Source organism: Armatimonas sp. (genome assembly GCF_043760365.1).
In the GTDB taxonomy this organism is placed as follows: domain Bacteria; phylum Armatimonadota; class Armatimonadia; order Armatimonadales; family Armatimonadaceae; genus Armatimonas.
Window position 1 is genome coordinate 1 of record NZ_JAYUPA010000254.1, and the last position, 2035, is coordinate 2035.

Annotated in this window: 3 protein-coding genes; all 3 read left to right on the forward strand. The window is 59.5% G+C overall.

Features of this window, described 5'->3' with window-relative positions; translation table 11 throughout:
* Window positions 1-172: 172 nt before the first annotated feature.
* The 3 genes from ACH2EH_RS06100 to ACH2EH_RS06110 are packed head-to-tail and all read left to right on the forward strand — an operon-like array spanning window position 173 to window position 1942.
* The gene (locus ACH2EH_RS06100; RefSeq protein WP_395139926.1) at window positions 173-610 is read left to right on the forward strand and encodes a hypothetical protein; all 438 of its coding nucleotides are present in this window, start codon (window positions 173-175) and stop codon (window positions 608-610) included.
* A 23-nt stretch (window positions 611-633) separates the two neighbouring features.
* Entirely contained in the window at window positions 634-1626 is a 993-nt protein-coding gene (locus ACH2EH_RS06105) for a Gfo/Idh/MocA family protein (protein ID WP_395139928.1), read from the forward strand.
* A 28-nt stretch (window positions 1627-1654) separates the two neighbouring features.
* Complete coding sequence (locus ACH2EH_RS06110; RefSeq protein WP_395139930.1) at window positions 1655-1942, forward strand: 4a-hydroxytetrahydrobiopterin dehydratase; 288 nt, start codon at window positions 1655-1657, stop codon at window positions 1940-1942.
* The last annotated feature ends 93 nt before the right edge of the window (window positions 1943-2035 follow it).

Sequence of the window (2035 nt, forward strand, 5' to 3'; positions counted from 1 at the left end):
TGCCCGTCTGGGCGGAAGCCAGGCAATTCTCCACACCTCGACCATGCCCGAGGGACTCGCTCGGTACTACGGCGACTCCCATGCCGCCTGTTCGCCGGATGGTGAATCTTTGGTGCTTCATAACCATCAGCAGCTCTTTATCTTGAAGCGAGAAAAGCGAGAAAAATAAAATATGTTTTCCACCAACTCTTACACCCGTCGCCGCCAGCAAGTGACCACTCTGGTCGCGGCTCTCTCCGGAGTTCTCATCGCTGTGCTACTGGGAAGTCTTCCTCGGCAGGCTCAGCACCGACGTCCCCGCCCAAAGGAGATTTCACGGGCTAGCTTTGGGCGAGTCGCTCTCTCGCCGGATGGGACACGCCAGGTGGAGCTTATCGGAGGGCATGTGATTTTCCGGGATCGCGCCACGCAGCAGCCACTGGCAGTCTATACCGACAATAATATTAAGGCAGTTCGCTTTACCCCCGGTGGCAGCGAGGTGCTTATTCATGTCTTGAGGACGCAGAAGACGCCTGGTACGGAGCTGCTGCAGCTCTCTGACCATGTGATCGTGCTTGATCCTCTCACCGGACAGAAAAAAGGCGAAGGCCCCTTCACCCTGACGCGCTAAAAGCAACGACGGAATAAAGAACGATGCTGAAAATTGGAATTCTCTCGACAGCCCACATGCACGCGGGGGCCTATGTGGCGGGCCTGCGCGGCTCCCACGAGGCGCAAATTGTGGGGATCTGGGACGACGACACCGTGCGCAAGGACGAGCGGTCGGCGGGCTTTGGGATCGCTGCCTACGAAACTCTGAATGGGCTTCTGGAGGCCTCGGACGCCGTGGTGATCTGCTCCGAAAATAGCAAGCACCGTGCGCTCACCGAGGCGGCAGCGGCGGCGGGCAAGCACGTGATCTCCGAGAAGCCGCTCGCGCCCAATGCAGACGACGCAAAAGCCATGGTGGATGCCTGCGCCAAAGCGAAGGTGAAGCTCTACACCGCGTTTCCCTGCCGCTTCTCTCCGGCCTTCTGGCAGCTCAAGAGTGCGGTCGAGAGTGGCGATCTAGGCGAGATTCTGGCGGCGCGCTGCACGAACCAGGGAATGTGTCCGGGCGGCTGGTTTATTGATACCAAGCTCTCCGGTGGCGGGGCCGTGATGGATCATACGGTTCACGTGACGGACTTGTTGCGGACGCTGCTCAAAGACGAAGCCCGCGAGGTCTACTGCGAGGCGAGTAACGGCTTTGCGCACTCGGACTACGACGATGCGGGGATCTCGACCATTACGTTTGAGAGCGGGATCTATGCCAGCTTGGACGCGTCGTGGTCGCGCCCTAAGAGCTTCCCGACCTGGGGCAATGTAACAATGAGTGTGGTGGGCACTAAAGGCGTGATTGAGATGGACATGTTCGCTCAGGAGTCGGTGCTGTACTCGGATAAGGCCAACAAAGTGAGCTACCAGAACTGGGGCAGCAACATAGACGCCGGGTTGGTGACGGCCTTTGTGCGGGCCTGCCAGGGCGACGAAACCTCTCATCAGTTGCTCGCTTCGGGCATAGATGGCCTGCGCGCCGTGGAAGTGGTCGAGGCGGCCTATAAGAGCGTCGCCACCAACCAGCCCGCGCTCGTTATTCGGCGCTAATTCGGCGCTAAGCGGTACACTACGAAGCATGAAAGTTTTGAAACTAAGCGCTGCCGACGTGCAGGCGGCGCTGGCAGTGCGCTCTGGCTGGAGCCTGGACAAGGACACGATTGTCCGCACGTTTGTCTTTGCCGATTTTCTCGCCGCGATGCGCTTTGTCAATGCCATCGCCGAGGCCGCTCAGACCGCCGACCATCACCCCGATATTGACATACGCTACAACAAAGTCACTCTGGCGCTCACTACCCACGACTCGGGGGGATTAACGGAGAAAGACTTTGCGCTCGCCGCGCAGGCCGATACACTAGCGACGTGAAGTTTACGGTTCTTGCCGCCCATGATGGGGTCGCCACAGTCGCGGGCTGGGAGCGCGGCATCGGGCAGTTTATCGCGCTCAATGAGCCGCTTC